The organism is Pseudomonas sp. P135 (assembly GCF_020312125.1).
Taxonomy (GTDB): Bacteria; Pseudomonadota; Gammaproteobacteria; order Pseudomonadales; family Pseudomonadaceae; genus Aquipseudomonas; species Aquipseudomonas fragariae.
Genome location: NZ_JAGPYR010000003.1, coordinates 360,194 through 376,869 on the forward strand (window position 1 = coordinate 360,194; position 16,676 = coordinate 376,869).

Sequence of the window (16,676 nt, forward strand, 5' to 3'; positions counted from 1 at the left end):
ACCCTCTGAAGCAAGCTCCACGCAGCAAGCGTGCCTCGCATGATATTCACCGGCCTAACTTACTACAGAACCTACAGATGCGGCAGACACCGTCTGTAACCCTTTGTGAAACTTTGACAACATAATGTTCAGTCATGCTGCATCGGTAACGCCATTTGAAAAAAGCTATCGCGCCTTGTCAAAAACGTTCGATGCTGGCCGCGCCATCAATTCCGCGAAAGCCGCGAGCCAGCAGGTATTGCTCGCGTGACCTGTCGCGGGACGACGACGGTTTGCGCATCTGCACCTTGTCGAACAGCTTGCGAATGTCCTTGTGGTAGACATCGAAGCCTTCACCCTGGAAGACCTTGATCAGAAAATCGCCACCGGGACGCAGTACCCGACCGGCAAGATCGAGCGCCAATTCGCAGAGAAACATTGCACGCGGCATATCTACAGCGCTCAATCCACTCATATTGGGGGCCATATCGGAAATCACAAGGTCTACCTGCGTATTACCGACTGCCTCGAGGATCTGCTCAAGAATCGCATCCTCGGTAAAATCCCCCTGAATGAAGGTCACGTCGGGGATGCTGTCCATTTCAAGGATGTCGGAAGCGATCAGACGACCTTGACCGCCGATCAGACGACTGGTCACTTGTGACCAGCCTCCCGGCGCTGCGCCGAGGTCGATCACGGTCATGCCCGGACGGATGAGTTTGTCCTTTTCCTGGATCTCGAGCAGCTTGTAACTGGCGCGCGAACGGTAGCCGTCCTTCTGCGCCATTTTGACGTACTTGTCGTCGAAGTGTTCTTTGAGCCAGTTATGGCTTGTCTTGGAACGGGCCACGGGGCACCTCAAAAATAAACGAGTCGTGATTAACTGGGCGGTCCCGGACTCGCTCGGGTAAACTGGCCGCCGCTTTTAAAAGATCAGACGCAGAGGTCAGATTATGCCGCTCACTCCAGAGCAGAAGAAACAATACAAATCCATTGGCCACCATCTGAAACCGGTATTGATCGTGGCTGACAATGGTTTGACTGAAGGTGTACTTGCAGAGCTTGAACGCGCCCTGAGCGATCATGAGCTGATCAAGATCAAGCTCAACATCCTCGACCGCGAAAGCCGTCTCGGCGCCATCGCAGAACTGTGCAAGGCCGGTTCTGCCGACCTGGTTCAGGTCATCGGCAAAATGGCGTTGATCTATCGCAAGAACCCAAAGGTAAACAAGCAACTGTCCAACGTCCACCGCGCGCACGGATAAAAACAGAAGTCAGGGCCGCCAAAAGCGCGCCCTGACTCTTTTTTGCCGCCGAAAGCGCCCGTAAAAACGGGCGCCAGCATCAGATATGACGCACTTCGATGATTTCGTACTCGATAACGCCACTCGGCGTTTTCACCACGACGACGTCACCCTCTTCCTTGGCAATCAAGGCACGGGCAATGGGCGAACCCACTGAAATCTTGCCTTTCTTGATATCCGCTTCGTCCTCACCCACGATCTGATAGACCACACTTTCGTCAGTCTCGACGTTGGCGATTTCGACTGTCGTGCCGAAAATCACCTTGCCGGTGTGCGGAATCGTCGTGACGTCGATGATCACAGCGTTCTGCATGCGGCCTTCGATATCACGAATACGCGCCTCGACCATCCCCTGCTGCTCGCGGGCAGCATGGTATTCGGCGTTTTCCTTGAGGTCGCCCAGTTCGCGCGCAGTACCGATGTCCTGGCTCAACTTGGGACGGACCACCTTGGTCAGGTGGGTCAGCTCTTCTTCCAGGGCGCGAGCGCCCTGGACGGTCATTGGGTATTTGATCATGCCTTCAATCCTGCATGGAGATCCTGCAAGCGACGTACGGTCTTCTCCGGACCGAACTTGAGCGCTTCACAGATCGCTTCGCCTGCTGCAATGGTAGTGGTGCAGTAAATCTTGTGCTGCAGGGCGTTGCGACGGATGGAGTAGGAATCCGCGATCGACTGGCGACCTTCGGTGGTGTTGATGATCAGAGTGACTTCGTCATTCTTGATCATGTCGACCACATGCGGACGGCCTTCGGTCACCTTGTTGACGCGACGCACTTTCAGGCCCGCCGCTTCGATCAGCTTGGCAGTGCCTGCGGTGGCGACGATCTCGAAGCCGAGATTGATGAGGTCACGAGCGACCGCTTCAACCAGAGGTTTGTCATCGTCACGTACGCTGATGAACGCGGTACCGCCAGTCGGCAGCACTTCGCTTGCGCCCATCTGGGCCTTGGCAAACGCTTCACCGAAGGTATCACCCACGCCCATCACTTCACCGGTCGATTTCATTTCCGGGCCGAGGATAGGGTCAACACCAGGGAATTTGGCAAACGGGAACACTGCCTCTTTCACGCTGTAGAAGTTCGGAATGATTTCCTTGGTGAAATTCAGCTCTTTCAGCGTTTTGCCTGCCATCACGCGGGCAGCGATCATTGCCAGGGAAACACCGATGCACTTGGAAACGAACGGCACGGTACGCGATGCACGCGGGTTGACTTCAATGACGTAGATGTCTTCGCCCTGAAGCGCCAGCTGCACGTTCATCAGGCCGACAACGCCCAGCTCCAGTGCCATCTTCTTGACCTGCTCGCGCATTTCGTCCTGGATGTGAGCCGGCAGCGAGTACGGCGGCAGCGAGCACGCGGAGTCACCGGAGTGAACGCCCGCCTGCTCGATGTGCTGCATGATCGCACCGATCACTACGTCAGTACCGTCGCAGACCGCGTCGACGTCCATCTCGATTGCGCAGTTCAGGAAGTGGTCGAGCAGCACCGGGCTGTCGTTGGACACCTGAACCGCTTCGCGCAGGTAACGCTTGAGTTCGTCTTCCTGGTAAACGATTTCCATCGCACGGCCACCCAGTACATAGGACGGACGCACCACCAGTGGATAACCGATCTTCGCTGCGGCACGAATCGCTTCGTCTTCGCTGCGCACAGTGGCGTTTGGCGGCTGACGCAGGTTCAGACGCTCGACCATGTGCTGGAAGCGCTCGCGGTCTTCGGCACGGTCGATGGCATCAGGGCTGGTGCCGATGATCGGTACGCCGGCGGCTTCAAGAGCACGCGCCAGTTTCAGAGGCGTCTGGCCACCGTACTGGACGATCACACCTTTCGGCTTCTCGACACGGACGATTTCCAGCACGTCCTCCAGGGTGACAGGCTCGAAGTACAGACGGTCCGAGGTGTCGTAGTCAGTGGACACGGTTTCCGGGTTGCAGTTGACCATGATGGTCTCGTAACCGTCTTCACGCAGTGCCAGCGCGGCGTGTACGCAGCAGTAATCGAACTCGATACCCTGGCCGATGCGGTTCGGGCCGCCACCCAGGATCATGATCTTGTCACGCGTCGAAGGGTTGGCTTCGCACTCTTCCTCGTAGGTCGAGTACAGGTACGCGGTGTCGGTTGCGAACTCGGCGGCGCAGGTGTCGACGCGCTTGTAGACCGGGAACACTTCGAGCTTGTGACGGTGCGTGCGCAGGTTCTTCTCGGTAACGCCCAGCAGCTTGGCCAGACGCGCGTCGGAGAAGCCCTTGCGCTTGAGACGGAACATGACGTCGCGGTCGATCGCCGACAGCCCCAGAGTCTTGATCTTCTCTTCGTCCTTGATCAGGTCTTCGATCTGCACCAGGAACCATGGGTCGATCATGTTCATGGCGAAGATTTCTTCGACCGTCATGCCGGCGCGGAAGGCATCGGCGACGTACCAGATACGCTCGGCGCCCGGCACGGTCAGCTCGCGCTTGAGCGTGCTCATGCTTTCCGGATGACTCAGGTCCAGCTTCGGATCAAGACCGCACACACCGACTTCCAGGCCGCGCAGGGCTTTCTGCAGGGATTCCTGGAAGGTACGACCGATGGCCATGACTTCACCGACCGACTTCATCTGAGTGGTCAGACGCGCATCGGCCTTGGCGAATTTCTCGAAGGCAAAGCGCGGCAGCTTGGTGACGACGTAGTCGATTGACGGTTCGAACGATGCCGGGGTCTTGCCGCCAGTGATTTCGTTCGACAGCTCGTCGAGGGTGTAGCCGACTGCCAGCTTGGCGGCAACGCGAGCGATCGGGAAGCCGGTCGCCTTGGAGGCCAGCGCCGAGGAGCGCGATACACGCGGGTTCATCTCGATCACGACCATGCGGCCGGTGTTCGGGCAGATGCCGAACTGAACGTTGGAGCCACCGGTTTCAACGCCGATCTCGCGCAGCACTGCCAGCGAGGCATTACGCAGGATCTGGTATTCCTTGTCGGTCAGGGTCTGTGCCGGCGCAACGGTGATCGAGTCACCGGTGTGCACGCCCATCGGGTCGAAGTTTTCGATCGAGCAGACGATGATGCAGTTGTCCTTTTTGTCGCGGACAACTTCCATTTCGTACTCTTTCCAGCCGATCAGCGATTCGTCGATCAGCAGTTCCTTGGTCGGCGACAGGTCCAGACCACGGGCGCAGATTTCTTCGAACTCTTCACGGTTGTAAGCGATACCGCCGCCGGTGCCACCCATGGTGAACGACGGACGGATGATGCAAGGGAAGCCGAGCTTTTCAAGAACCGCGTTGGCTTCTTCCATGCTGTGCGCGATGCCGGAGCGCGGGCACGCCAGGCCGATGGACTTCATCGCCTTGTCGAAGCGCGAACGGTCTTCTGCCTTGTCAATGGTGTCAGCGTTGGCGCCGATCATTTCGACACCGAACTTCTCCAGAACGCCTTCGCGCTCAAGATCCAGTGCGCAGTTCAGAGCGGTCTGGCCGCCCATGGTTGGCAGCAGTGCGTCCGGACGTTCTTTTTCGATGATCTTGGCAACGGTCTGCCACTTGATCGGCTCGATGTAGGTGGCGTCGGCCATGGCCGGGTCGGTCATGATGGTGGCCGGGTTGGAGTTCACCAGGATGACGCGGTAACCCTCCTCACGCAGAGCCTTGCAGGCCTGGGCGCCGGAGTAGTCGAATTCACAGGCCTGGCCGATCACGATGGGGCCGGCGCCGAGAATCAGGATGCTTTTAATATCTGTACGTTTTGGCATGGGTTGTCACTCAAATCCGCAGGTCAGTCGGCAAGCCGTCTTGAACATTTGTCTGAGGTGGCCTGGGCGGCAGCGACCGGACACTGAGTCCGGGGCCGCCCTGGGCACCTGCGTATTACAGTCTCAAGGCAACCGGTCAGCGGCGCTTGGCCATGGCTTCGATAAAGCGATCGAACAAAGGCGCGACGTCGTTCGGGCCCGGACTCGCTTCAGGGTGACCCTGGAAGCTGAATGCGCTCTTGTCGGTCAGTTCGATACCCTGCAGGGTGCCGTCGAACAGCGACTTGTGAATGGCGCGAACGTTGCTCGGCAGGGTTGCCTCATCCACCGCAAAACCGTGGTTCTGGCTGGTGATCATGACCACACCGGTGTCCAGATCCTGGACCGGGTGGTTGGCACCGTGGTGGCCGTGGCCCATCTTCACGGTCTTGGCACCCGCGGCCAGTGCCAGCAACTGGTGGCCAAGGCAGATGCCGAACACCGGAATGTCGGTTTCCAGCACTTCCCTGATCGCCTTGATGGCGTAATCGCACGGCTCCGGGTCACCTGGGCCGTTGGACAGGAAAACGCCGTCCGGCTTGTAGGCGAGCACTTCACTGGCAGGCGTTTGCGCCGGCACCACGGTTACCCGGCAACCGCGCTCGACCAGCATGCGCAGAATGTTGACCTTGACGCCATAATCGTAGGCGACCACATGATAAGGCAGCTCGGACGCGGCGATTTCAGGATGGCTGTCGGTTTTCAGATCCCAGACGCTGGAACGCCACTCGTAGGTGTCCTTGGTGCAGACTTCCTTGGCCAGGTCCATGCCCTTGAGGCCCGGGAAGCCGCGGGCAGCGGCGATGGCTGCCTCTTCGGTGATGTTATCGCCGGCCAGGATGCAGCCGTTCTGGGCGCCTTTCTCACGCAGGATGCGGGTCAGGCGACGCGTATCGATGCCAGCGATGGCAACGACGTTGTTGGCTTTCAGGTAATCACCGAGGGACAGCTTGTTACGCCAGTTGCTGGCGACCAGAGGCAGGTCGCGAATGACCAGGCCGGCGGACCAGACGCGATCCGACTCTGCGTCTTCAGGGGTGGTGCCGGTGTTGCCGATATGCGGGTAAGTCAGGGTAACGATCTGCTGGGCGTAGGAAGGATCGGTAAGAATTTCCTGATAGCCTGTCATTGCGGTGTTGAACACCACCTCACCAACGGTCTGACCGTCGGCTCCAATGGCTTCGCCGCGAAAAATGCTGCCATCAGCAAGGGCGAGTATGGCTGGCTTAGTCAAGAAGACCTCCCGTAAATAAAACCTGAAAGGGCGATCGCAGGCTGCAAAAAAGCGGAATGACGTAGTTACGTCACCCCGCTTTCTTATGGAATCATCTGCGCGCTTTTAGTGGACACACTAAAGCTGTAGCTTACAGAAAAGGCCCATTTTGGTCTACCACCAATGAGCCTGAAATGCGGGGAAATGCGACAGGGCCACGAATGGCCCTGTATGAAATCAATGCAGACCCAACACATCCTGCATGTCGTAAAGCCCTGGCGCCTTGCCGTCGAGCCACATTGCAGCCCGCACAGCACCCTTGGCGAAGGTCATGCGACTGGACGCCTTGTGCGTGATCTCGACCCGCTCACCGTCCGCGGCGAACAGCACGGTGTGATCACCCACTATGTCACCGGCACGAAGGGTCGCAAACCCGATGGTCTGACGATCACGCGCACCGGTCTGACCTTCACGGCCGTAGACCGCGACTTTTTCCAGATCGCGACCCAGCGCATTGGCAACCACTTCACCCATGCGCAAGGCGGTGCCGGACGGCGCATCGACCTTGTGCCGGTGGTGCGCTTCGGTGATTTCGATATCGACCTCATCACCCAGAACGCGCGCAGCGGTGTCGAGCAGCTTCAGACACAGATTCACGCCGACACTGAAATTGGCAGCAAAGACGATGGGAATGTCTTTGCCCGCCTCTTCCAGACGCTGCTTCTCTTCGGCGCTGAAACCGGTGGTGCCGATAATCATCGCCTTGCCTGCCTTGCGACAGAACGCCAGATTTTTCAGCGTCACCGACGGGTGGGTAAAGTCGATCAGGACGTCGAACTCGTCCGCCACCTTTGCCAGATCACCTGAAAGCGGCACACCGATACGGCCCAGCGCAGCCAGTTCGCCCGCATCAGCCCCCACCAGCGTGCTGTCAGGACGATCGATAGCGGCGGTCAACCCGGCGCCCGGCGCCTGCTGAACCGCCTCGATCAAGGTCTTGCCCATACGCCCGGCGGCGCCAACTACAGCAATACGTCGCATGCCCTGCTCCCGTTGATAGCCTTACAGATCGCCGAAGAAACGCTTCACACCCTCAAACCAGCCACTGGCTTTCGGAGAGTGGGACTCGTCGTTTTCAAGCGAGGTGCGGAACTCTTCAAGCAGCTCGCGCTGACGCTTGCTCAGGTTAACCGGGGTTTCGACGGCAACACGGCACATCAAGTCACCGGCACCACCACCACGCACCGGAGCGACGCCCTTGCCACGCAAGCGGAACTGCTTGCCGGTCTGGGTACCTTCGGGGATCTTCAGTTTGACGCGACCGTCGAGCGTCGGCACCTCAAGCTCGCCGCCCAGCGCTGCATCGGTAAAGCTGATAGGCACTTCGCAGAACAGGTGCTTGCCGTCACGCTGGAAGATCGCGTGCTCGCGCACATTGATCACGACATACAGGTCGCCGGTCGGGCCACCCTGGGTACCCGCCTCGCCTTCGCCAGACAGACGAATGCGGTCACCAGTATCAACACCTGGCGGCACTTTGACGGAAAGCGTCTTGGACTCTTCGACGCGGCCTTCGCCATGGCAGGAATCGCACGGGTCAGAGATGATCTTGCCGTGGCCGTGGCAGCGCGGACAGGTTTGCTGCACAGAGAAGAACCCCTGCTGCATGCGCACCTGACCAATGCCGCCGCACGTAGGGCATGTGACCGGCGAAGAACCTTTCTTGGCGCCGCTGCCGTCGCACGGCTTGCAGTTGACCAGCGTCGGAACGCGGATATTCACGTTAGTACCGCGAACCGCCTCTTCCAGATTCAGCTCCAGCGTATAGCGCAGGTCGCTGCCACGCTGAGCGCCGCCACGACCACCGCCGCCACCGGCACGGCCGCCGCCAAAGAAGTCGCTGAACACATCGCCGAAGATATCGGAGAAGTTGGCGCCACCGGCACCGCCACCAAAACCACCGCCGCCACCCATGCTCGGGTCGACACCGGCATGGCCATACTGATCGTAGGCCGCGCGTTTGCTGGCGTCGGAAAGCACTTCGTAGGCTTCGTTGGCCTCTTTGAACAGCTCTTCCGATGCTTTGTCATCAGGGTTGCGGTCAGGGTGATGCTTCATCGCCAGACGGCGATAAGCCTTCTTCAGGTCCGCCTCGCTGGAGCCTCGCTCCACTCCCAACACTTCGTAATAATCACGCTTTGCCATAATTCTTCCGCACTCTTGAGGACGTTCGGCGAAGGCTCTCCTGAGCCGCACCAAACTCGTTGAGCCCCATACAGGCCCGGACCCAACTCACGTCGATTCAACGATCCTGGTCTTCGTTCAGCAGCCAGATGCATCCGGCCGAGAAAGCGGCAGAATGATTCGCCACGCAGGAGCGTCGCGATCTTGCCACGTGGCGTGCGGAGCAACTCCACACGCCGAAATTTTTGCCTGTTCCAGACACGCCAACGCGGGAGCAAGCTCCCGCGCGGCGACATCCTACCAGTCAGCGCTCGAAAGAGGTCAACCGGCGTTCAAGTGAGCCTGCGCTTACTTGTGGTCTTTTACTTCTTCAAACTCGGCGTCGACAACATCGTCAGCCTTGGCAGTTTCTTCAGCTGGCTTGGCCGCAGCGTCCGGGTTTTCAGCCTGCTCGGCATACATCTTCTGAGCGATTGGCGCGGAAACCTTCGACAGCTCTTCGACCTTGGCTTCAATGGCAGCCTTGTCGTCGCCCTTGATAGCGGCTTCCAGAGCAACCAGCGCAGCTTCTACCGCAGTCTTCTCTTCAGCAGTGACCTTGTCACCCGCGTCAGCGATCATCTTGCGAGTCGAGTGGACCAGCGCATCACCCTGGTTACGGGCAGAGGCCAGCTCTTCGAACTTGCGATCTTCTTCGGAGTTGACTTCAGCATCGCGAACCATCTGCTGAATTTCTTCCTCGGACAGACCGGAGTTGGCCTTGATAACGATGGACTGCTGCTTGCCGGTGGCCTTGTCTTTCGCACCAACGTGCAGAATACCGTTTGCGTCGATGTCGAAGGTTACTTCGATCTGTGGCACGCCACGTGGAGCAGGTGGAATCTCGGCCAGGTCGAACTTGCCCAGAGACTTGTTCTGAGCGGCTTGCTTACGCTCACCCTGCAGGACGTGAATGGTTACCGCGTTCTGGTTGTCATCGGCAGTCGAGAACACCTGGGATTTCTTGGTAGGAATCGTGGTGTTTTTCTCGATCAGCGCAGTCATCACGCCGCCCATGGTTTCGATGCCCAGAGTCAGCGGGCTGACGTCCAGCAGCAGAACGTCTTTGACATCACCGGCCAAGACTGCGCCCTGAATGGCAGCACCCATGGCAACGGCTTCGTCAGGGTTGACGTCTTTGCGTGCTTCTTTGCCGAAGAACTCGGTCACCAGCTTCTGAACCAGCGGCATACGTGTCTGACCACCGACCAGAATCACGTCGTTGATCTTGCTTCTGTCGATGCCAGCATCTTTCAGCGCCATTTCGCAAGGAGCGATGGTGCGCTGAACCAGGTCTTCAACCAGCGATTCCAGCTTGGAGCGGGAAATCTTCACTACCAGGTGCTTCGGACCGGTTGCGTCTGCAGTGATGTACGGCAGGTTGACTTCGGTCTGGGTGCTGGAAGACAGCTCGATCTTGGCTTTTTCGGCAGCTTCTTTCAGACGCTGCATGGCCAGCGGATCACCCTTGAGGTTCATGCCGCTTTCTTTCTTGAATTCGTCGACGAAGTAGTCGATCAGACGAATGTCGAAGTCTTCACCGCCCAGGAACGTGTCGCCGTTGGTGGCCAACACTTCGAACTGGTGCTCGCCATCGACTTCAGCGATCTCGATGACCGAGACGTCGAAGGTACCGCCACCCAGGTCATACACGATGACAGTGTGGTCGCCCTTGGCCTTGTCCATCCCGTAAGCCAGCGCGGCTGCGGTAGGTTCGTTGATGATGCGCTTGACGTCCAGACCGGCAATACGGCCAGCGTCCTTGGTAGCCTGACGCTGACTGTCGTTGAAGTAGGCCGGAACGGTGATGACCGCTTCGGTAACCGCTTCACCGAGATAGTCTTCGGCAGTCTTTTTCATTTTCTTCAGGATTTCAGCGGAAATCTGAGGAGGCGCCATTTTCTGGCCATTCACTTCAACCCAGGCATCACCGTTGTCAGCCTTGACGATCTTGTAAGGGACCATCTGGATGTCTTTCTGAACGACATCCTCTTCGAACTTGCGACCGATCAGACGCTTAACCGCGTACAGCGTGTTGTGCGGGTTGGTGACCGCCTGACGCTTCGCGGACTGGCCGACCAGAATCTCGCCATCATTTGCGTAAGCAATGATCGAAGGTGTAGTACGTGTACCTTCGGCGTTCTCGATAACCTTGACGTTACCGTTTTCCAGAATGGAGACGCAGGAGTTGGTAGTCCCCAGGTCGATACCGATAATTCTGCCCATCTTTGACTCTCCCGAAACTTGCAAAACTTGGATTTGGTTGCCGCCAGTGCGTTTACACCGTGCGGTAGCTCTTAAACGCTTGACCTTTAAATGGGGGCCTTACAGCTGATTTCAAGCCTGCTCGTTGATTGACGGCGTTGCAGGCGATGGTGCCTTGCTGACCACGACCATGGCCGGGCGCAACAGGCGACCATTAAGCTGATAACCCTTCTGAAATACCTTGAGCACTGTGTTGGGCTCAACGTCGGCACTTTCCTGCATGGCCATCGCCTGGTGCTGGTCGGCACTGAACGGTTGGCCGTGCGGATCGATGGCTTCCAGCTGATAACGCTTGAGGGTGTCCTGGAACATCTTCAAGGTCAGCTCGATGCCTTCACGCATCGGGCGAATGCTTTCATCGTCCGGACTGGACAGATCAAGGCCTCGCTCCAGACTATCGATGATCGGCAACAGATCACCGGCAAATTTTTCCAGCGCAAACTTGTGCGCCTTTTCAACATCCTGTTCGGCACGGCGGCGGACATTCTGCAGATCCGCAGCCACGCGAAGGGATTGGTCCTGCGCAGCAGCCAGTTGCTCTTCGAGCACCTGCACGCGGGTTGTCAGTTCGTCACCCGCGCCCGCCTCGGCAGCCTGATCCTGAGCCTGCGCATCCAGATTCTGTTCGTCAGCCATACATGTTCTCCTCTAAAAACGTCCGCGATCCCGATTCGCGCTTCTGCCCACCTATATGGGATCGGATTTTCCGGCTTCAAGGGTTTCGTGCGATCGAGATACGCATCCCCTGACAAATAATCCGGATTCCAGCCCGACAAAAAATGGCGAAACGACTCAAGAGAGACTAAAAACCACTGCAGACCGATGAAATCGAGCTAAGCAAGGGCATTGTCAGCCATAAATAAAACACTGTATAAATAACCAGACAAACAGCCCGGGAGCCGCTCAATGCTGGTGCACCTTTCCGTACACAACTACGCCATTGTCGAACACCTTGATCTTGAACTGGATCGAGGCATGAGCGTCATCACCGGCGAAACCGGCGCTGGCAAGTCGATCATGCTCGACGCCCTGGGCCTGACCCTGGGCGACCGTGCCGACAGCGGCGTGGTCAGGCCCGGCGCCGACAAGGCCGACATCCTGGCCACGTTCGACCTGGGCGACATTCCCGAGGCACAGACCTGGCTCAAAGAGCGCGACCTGGACAACGACGGCCCCTGCATCCTGCGCCGGGTCATCACTGCCGAAGGTCGGTCACGCTCCTATATCAATGGCTCGCCCTGCCCTCAGGGCGACCTGAAGGCGCTGGGCGAACTGCTCATCGATATTCACAGCCAGCATGAGCACCAGTCGCTGCTCAAGACCGATACCCATCGGCGCCTGCTCGACGAATACGCGGGCGCAACCGATCTGGCCCGTCAGGTCCATCTCGCCGCACAGCGCTGGCGGCAGACGCGGCAGGAGCTCGAGCGTCTTTCCAACTCGGGTGACGAGCAACGCGCACGGCATCAGTTGCTGAGCTATCAGCTCGAAGAGCTGGAAAGCCTGAGCCTGGGCGAAAACGAGCTTGAACAGCTCGAACAGGAACACAAGGACCTGACCAACGCCGAAAGCCTGCTGAGCATTTGCCGACAAGTGGTCGAGCAGTGCAGCGAAAGCGATTCCGGCAACGTGCTCAATGCCCTGACCGCCAGCCTGCATCGTCTTGGCAGCGTCGACCATTCCCCGTCCGCCCTGAGCGAAGCCACAGGCCTGCTGTCCAGCGCACAGATCCAGGTAGAAGAAGCGGTAGGAGAACTGAACCGCTTTCTGGATCACTTCGATGCCGACCCAGCCAGGCTGCAACAGCTCGAAGAACGCCTCGATGCCATTTACACACTGGCGCGCAAGCACCGCATCCAGCCGGGCGAAGTGGCGACACTGCAACAAAAGCTGCTGGATGAAATAGAAACGCTGAATGCCAACGACGAATCCATCGAACGCCTGGAGCATGAAGTGCAGGCATTCGCCCGGCACTATCAGGATAAAGCCCGTGAGCTGAGCGACCTGCGCCACAATTCGGCGACGAAACTGGCCAGCGCTGTGGAACAGGAAATTCATCGCCTTGGCATGCCCGGCGGCCGTTTCCAGATCGACCTCAAAGCCAATGCCAGCGTTGAACCCTCGCCTCACGGCCTGGAGCAGGTGGAGCTACTGGTCAGCGCCAACCCCGGCCAACCACTGAAAGCGCTGGCAAAAGTCGCGTCGGGGGGTGAGCTGTCGCGCATCAGCCTGGCGATCCAGGTCATCACCGCACAAACTTCGCGGGTGCCGACGCTGGTATTCGATGAAGTGGATGTGGGGATTGGCGGACCGACCGCCGAGATCGTAGGGCAACTGCTGCGTCGCCTGGGCGAGCGCGGCCAGGTCATGACCGTCACTCACCTGCCGCAGGTCGCGGCGCAGGGTCATCAGCACCTGTTCGTGCACAAGGTGCGCGACAACGACGCAACGCGCACAGCGGTGTCCAGGCTCAGCAAGACTGAACGTATAGAGGAAGTCGCCCGAATGCTGGGCGGCATCGATCTGACCAAGGAATCTCTGGCGCACGCCAAAAAGATGGTCGTTACGGCGAAAAGCTGAGCTATAGAACGCACAAAGGCGACCGCGGTCGCCCCTGTTGCTGATTACGCCTTCTTGTTGCGGACGTAAAGCACCAGATTGTGGTCCACCAGGTCAAAGCCGTGTCTCTCGACAATGGCTTTTTGAAGCTTCTCGATTTCTTCGTCGAAGAATTCGATCACCTCACCCGATTCCACATTGACCATGTGGTCGTGGTGGCCGCCATCAGCCAGCTCGAACACAGCATGACCGCCGTCGAAATTGTGGCGCACCACCAGCCCAGCGGACTCGAACTGAGTCAGAACACGGTAAACCGTGGCCAGACCGACGTCCTCGCTAGCCTCCATGAGAGCCTTGTAGACATCCTCGGCACTCATGTGGCGTTGCTCTGCAGAATCGAGCATTTGCAGTATTTTGACCCGCGGTAGGGTTACCTTGAGTCCTACTTTACGTAGTTCGCTATTTTCAACCATGGTCAGCTTTCTCGCAGACGCTGCTTCGCAGCTTCTCTTAATGCAGGTATGATCGGAGTTTACGTTGTCCCAGCCAAGATAGTGGAAGTCGCCCACCGATGCAAAACACCAAGCTCTTGCTAACCAGTTTCACCTTCGTGGGACTGCTCGCACTCGCCGGTTGTTCATTCCCCGGGGTTTACAAAATCGACATCCAGCAGGGTAATGTCGTCACGCAGGACATGATAGACCAGTTACGCCCCGGAATGACCCGGCGGCAAGTACGGTTTATCATGGGCAACCCCCTGCTGACCGACACTTTCCACTCCGATCGGTGGGATTACCTGTACAGCCTGCAGCCAGGTGGCGGTGAACGCCAGCAGGAGCGTGTCAGCCTCATATTCAACGGCAATGACCAGCTCGTGAGCCTGTCTGGCGACTTCATGCCCGGCGTCAGCCGCGATGAAGCCATTCTCGGCAAGGACAGCAACACCACTGTCCCGGCAGAGAACCAGCCAGTGCAGCAGCCTGAAGAGCCGGCCAAGCCAGGTTCGTTGCTGGATAAAATCCAGAAAGACGTGGACAGCGTCGAGACCGTACCGGTCCCGACTCAGGAACCGCTGGACACCAACTCCCGGTAGTCCAAAGCGTCCAACAAAAAGCCCGGCATGCCGGGCTTTTTTGTGCTTTCCATTCAGCCTGCGTTCAGCCGGGAAGCCCTCTTTTCTCACGCGCCCTGGCGGCACGCAGACGCCTGATCTCCATGGGGTCGGCCACCAGCGGACGATAAATCTCTATCCGCTCCCCCGCCTCCAGCACCCGCGCAGCAGGATCAGTCACCACCTTGCCGAAAATACCCACGGCGCACTGGCTCAGATCCAGTTCGGGAAACTCCTTGTCGATGCCGCTGAGTGCCAGCGCCTGACGCACCGAAGAGCCGGCCGGGATATAGACCGTCTTCAATACCTGGCGCTGTACAGAGGCGTAGACCACCTCTATCTGAATCGATGCGTCAGCCATGCAGCTCTTTCGCTCGCTGGCAGAACGCATCCACCAGCGTGTTGGCCGCCTGATTGAACAGCGGCCCCAGTGTGGCGCGAACGATGGTGCCGGCATAATCGAAGGACAGATCCAGACTGATCTTGCAGGCTTTCTCGCCCAGCGGCTTGAATGTCCAGACACCGTGAAACTGTTCGAACGGCCCTTCGACCAGGTCCATCACGATCGACTCACCGGGAACCAGCGTGTTGCGCGTCATGAACTTCTGGCTCAGACCGCCCTTGGCGATCTCCAGGCTGGCGCGCATCTGCGCCTCACTGGCTTCAACCACGGTAGCGGACGAACACCACGGCAGAAACTCGGGATAACGAGCCACATCATTGACCAGGTCATAAAGAAACCCGGCCGGGTACGGCAGTAAAGCAGAGCGTTGTATATGCGTAGTCATGTGAGCGTCATTTCCAGAGCTGAGCGGCAAACACCACAAGAATGCCGAGCGGCGCCACGTAGCGCATCAAAAAGTACGTCAGGTTGAAGAACAGCGGACTGCGAATCGACAATTCGTCGCGCACCGTCTCACGGCTCATCACCCAACCAGCGAATACTACAAAACACAACCCACCCAGCGGCAACATGATCCGCGAAGTGAAGAAATCAATGACTCCGAAGAAGTCCAGGCCAGTCGATGCGCCCCATTGATAGAGGTGGAATGCGCCTCCATCGTTCACGAAAAACTTGGCTTTTTGCCAGATATTGAACGAGAACACCGTGCCCAGCCCGACAAACCAGCAGGTAAAGGCCAGCCAGAACGTCACCCAGGCGCGACGAATACGGGTGCGCTCGACCAGATAGGCGACCATCGGCTCAAGTAACGAAATTGCCGAACTCCAGGCTGCAACGGCCACCAATACGAAGAACACGATGCCCATCAACTGGCCGAACGCGACGTTGCCGAATGCATACGGCAACGTGACGAACATCAGGCCCGGCCCCTCGCTGGGGTTCAGGCCTGCTGCGAACACGATGGGGAACAGCGCAAGGCCGGCCAACAGCGAAACGAAGGTATCGAGCAACGCGATGCCGACGACCGTGCTGCTGATCGACGCGCCTTTGGTCATGTACGCGCCGTAGACCATGATCGAGCCCACACCGACGCTCAGGGAAAAGAACGCATGCCCCATCGCGGGCAGCAAGCCATCCAGCACCTTCTCGGGATTGAAGTCGAACATGAAATGCACGCCTTCCATGAAATGCCCGGTGGTCAGGCTGTAGCCCAACAGCGCCAGCATCAGCAGGAACAGCATCGGCATCATGATACGCAGGCTTTTCTCCAGCCCGGCCTCGACACCCTTGCCGATCACCACCGCCGACAGCAGCATGAAAATGGTGTGCCACAGAATCAGACGCCATGGGTCGGCAATCACCGCACCGAAATACGCACCGACCTGATCCGGCGACACACCCTGAAAGTCGCCGCGCCCCATGTCGATGATGTAATCCAGCGACCAACCGCCCACCACACTATAAAAGGAGAGAATCAGCAGCGCCGTGATCATCCCGGCAAACGCACCCCAGGACCAGCGCGGCGAATGCCCCGCTTCCTGCGCCAGCGTCTTGAGCGCATTCGCAGGACTGAGCCGGGAACGACGACCAATCAGCGTCTCGGCGATCATGACCGGAATACCGATCAGCGCGATGCACGCCAGAAAAACCAGTACAAATGCACCGCCGCCGTAGGCACCGACCATGTACGGAAATTTCCAGATACTGCCCAGCCCCACAGCAGAGCCGGTGGCAGCCAGGATGAACACCCAGCGGCTTGCCCAGCTACCGTGGACCGAAACCTTGTCCGTCGACATTATCGAAACGCCCAGCCAAAAAAGATCGCGCATTGTCCGGGATTCAACC

General features: G+C 58.4%; 15 protein-coding genes. 3 read left to right on the plus strand and 12 right to left on the minus strand.

The genetic code is table 11. The annotated features are described in order from the left end of the window. Positions 1-178: 178 nt before the first annotated feature. Positions 179-829, minus strand: a complete 651-nt coding sequence (gene rlmE, locus KBY08_RS06445; RefSeq protein WP_003313635.1) for a 23S rRNA (uridine(2552)-2'-O)-methyltransferase RlmE — start codon at positions 827-829, stop codon at positions 179-181. A gap of 103 nt (positions 830-932) precedes the next feature. Here rlmE and KBY08_RS06450 point away from each other — a divergent pair, with 103 nt between their 5' ends. Continuing rightward, positions 933-1,244 carry a YhbY family RNA-binding protein gene (locus tag KBY08_RS06450; RefSeq protein ID WP_003340569.1) on the plus strand — a complete coding sequence of 104 codons (312 nt, stop codon included), beginning with the start codon at positions 933-935 and terminating at the stop codon, positions 1,242-1,244. A gap of 79 nt (positions 1,245-1,323) precedes the next feature. On the opposite strand, the gene greA is transcribed toward KBY08_RS06450, so the two are convergent. From greA to grpE, 7 genes are all read right to left on the minus strand, one after another. Beyond that, on the minus strand, positions 1,324-1,800 hold the full coding sequence (gene greA / locus KBY08_RS06455) for a transcription elongation factor GreA (protein WP_003400161.1): 477 nt from the start codon (positions 1,798-1,800) through the stop codon (positions 1,324-1,326). Beyond that, entirely contained in the window at positions 1,797-5,018 is a 3,222-nt protein-coding gene (gene carB, locus KBY08_RS06460; RefSeq protein WP_003340565.1) for a carbamoyl-phosphate synthase large subunit, read from the minus strand. Before carB ends, greA begins: the two co-directional genes overlap by 4 nt. 136 nt (positions 5,019-5,154) lie before the next feature. Beyond that, positions 5,155-6,291 (minus strand): glutamine-hydrolyzing carbamoyl-phosphate synthase small subunit, encoded by a 1,137-nt coding sequence (gene carA / locus KBY08_RS06465; RefSeq protein ID WP_003400160.1) that lies wholly within the window; start codon positions 6,289-6,291, stop codon positions 5,155-5,157. A 216-nt stretch (positions 6,292-6,507) separates the two neighbouring features. Beyond that, positions 6,508-7,311, minus strand: coding sequence for a 4-hydroxy-tetrahydrodipicolinate reductase (gene dapB, locus KBY08_RS06470; RefSeq protein WP_003400159.1), 804 nt, complete (start codon positions 7,309-7,311; stop codon positions 6,508-6,510). Positions 7,312-7,332: 21 nt separating this feature from the next. Continuing rightward, positions 7,333-8,475, minus strand: a complete 1,143-nt coding sequence (gene dnaJ, locus KBY08_RS06475; RefSeq protein ID WP_003395180.1) for a molecular chaperone DnaJ — start codon at positions 8,473-8,475, stop codon at positions 7,333-7,335. A gap of 327 nt (positions 8,476-8,802) precedes the next feature. Continuing rightward, positions 8,803-10,719, minus strand: coding sequence for a molecular chaperone DnaK (dnaK, locus tag KBY08_RS06480; protein ID WP_003400158.1), 1,917 nt, complete (start codon positions 10,717-10,719; stop codon positions 8,803-8,805). A 111-nt stretch (positions 10,720-10,830) separates the two neighbouring features. Then, positions 10,831-11,394, minus strand: coding sequence for a nucleotide exchange factor GrpE (gene grpE / locus KBY08_RS06485; RefSeq protein WP_003313642.1), 564 nt, complete (start codon positions 11,392-11,394; stop codon positions 10,831-10,833). A 270-nt stretch (positions 11,395-11,664) separates the two neighbouring features. On the opposite strand from grpE, the gene recN reads away from it, so the two are divergent. Next, the gene (recN, locus tag KBY08_RS06490) at positions 11,665-13,338 is read left to right on the plus strand and encodes a DNA repair protein RecN (RefSeq protein ID WP_003418848.1); all 1,674 of its coding nucleotides are present in this window, start codon (positions 11,665-11,667) and stop codon (positions 13,336-13,338) included. A 44-nt stretch (positions 13,339-13,382) separates the two neighbouring features. Here the strand turns inward: recN and fur are convergent, their stop codons facing one another. Then, complete coding sequence (gene fur, locus KBY08_RS06495) at positions 13,383-13,790, minus strand: ferric iron uptake transcriptional regulator (RefSeq protein WP_003400156.1); 408 nt, start codon at positions 13,788-13,790, stop codon at positions 13,383-13,385. 98 nt (positions 13,791-13,888) lie between these two features. On the opposite strand from fur, the gene KBY08_RS06500 reads away from it, so the two are divergent. After that, the gene (locus KBY08_RS06500; RefSeq protein ID WP_003400155.1) at positions 13,889-14,410 is read left to right on the plus strand and encodes an outer membrane protein assembly factor BamE; all 522 of its coding nucleotides are present in this window, start codon (positions 13,889-13,891) and stop codon (positions 14,408-14,410) included. Between the two features lie 64 nt (positions 14,411-14,474). Here the strand turns inward: KBY08_RS06500 and KBY08_RS06505 are convergent, their stop codons facing one another. Genes KBY08_RS06505 through KBY08_RS06515 form a run of 3 tightly spaced genes read right to left on the minus strand, consistent with a single transcriptional unit; the run spans position 14,475 to position 16,627 of the window. After that, complete coding sequence (locus KBY08_RS06505) at positions 14,475-14,789, minus strand: RnfH family protein (RefSeq protein ID WP_111522108.1); 315 nt, start codon at positions 14,787-14,789, stop codon at positions 14,475-14,477. Then, positions 14,782-15,216 (minus strand): type II toxin-antitoxin system RatA family toxin, encoded by a 435-nt coding sequence (locus KBY08_RS06510; RefSeq protein WP_003400153.1) that lies wholly within the window; start codon positions 15,214-15,216, stop codon positions 14,782-14,784. The genes KBY08_RS06505 and KBY08_RS06510 overlap by 8 nt, the downstream gene beginning before the upstream one ends. A gap of 7 nt (positions 15,217-15,223) precedes the next feature. Then, a complete protein-coding gene (locus KBY08_RS06515; RefSeq protein ID WP_024650992.1) occupies positions 15,224-16,627 on the minus strand; it encodes a sodium-dependent transporter in 1,404 nt (467 codons plus the stop codon). Positions 16,628-16,676: the final 49 nt, after the last annotated feature.